This window comes from Pseudonocardia sp. EV170527-09, assembly GCF_008369905.1.
Classification (GTDB): Bacteria; Actinomycetota; Actinomycetes; order Mycobacteriales; family Pseudonocardiaceae; genus Pseudonocardia.
Genome location: NZ_VRMC01000492.1, coordinates 1 through 266, shown reverse-complemented (window position 1 = coordinate 266; position 266 = coordinate 1). Strand labels below are relative to the sequence as shown.

Sequence of the window (266 nt, the reverse complement as noted above, 5' to 3'; positions counted from 1 at the left end):
GTTTCTTGATATCTTCCATCTCATTGGTCATGGTTTTCAAAACTTTTTGAAGACTTTCTACATCGAAAGGGTCTTTTGATGTCTTCTTGTTGGAATCGTCTTTGAAAGACACCTTCTTTGATTTTAGATCATCTTGATAATTCTTTTTCTCAAGAGTGGTTATGCATTTGTCTACAGATAGAGATTCTTTCATATTTTCTGCAAGTGTTTCCAGTTTTTCTCTATCAACAAAAATAGCTATATTAGATGGAAGAGATGAAATATAC

Annotated in this window: 1 protein-coding gene; it reads right to left on the bottom strand. The window is 32.0% G+C overall.

The features are described from left to right. Positions 1–266 (bottom strand): hypothetical protein (locus tag FVA95_RS32410; protein WP_205016080.1); only part of this gene is annotated, 266 nt, incomplete at both ends.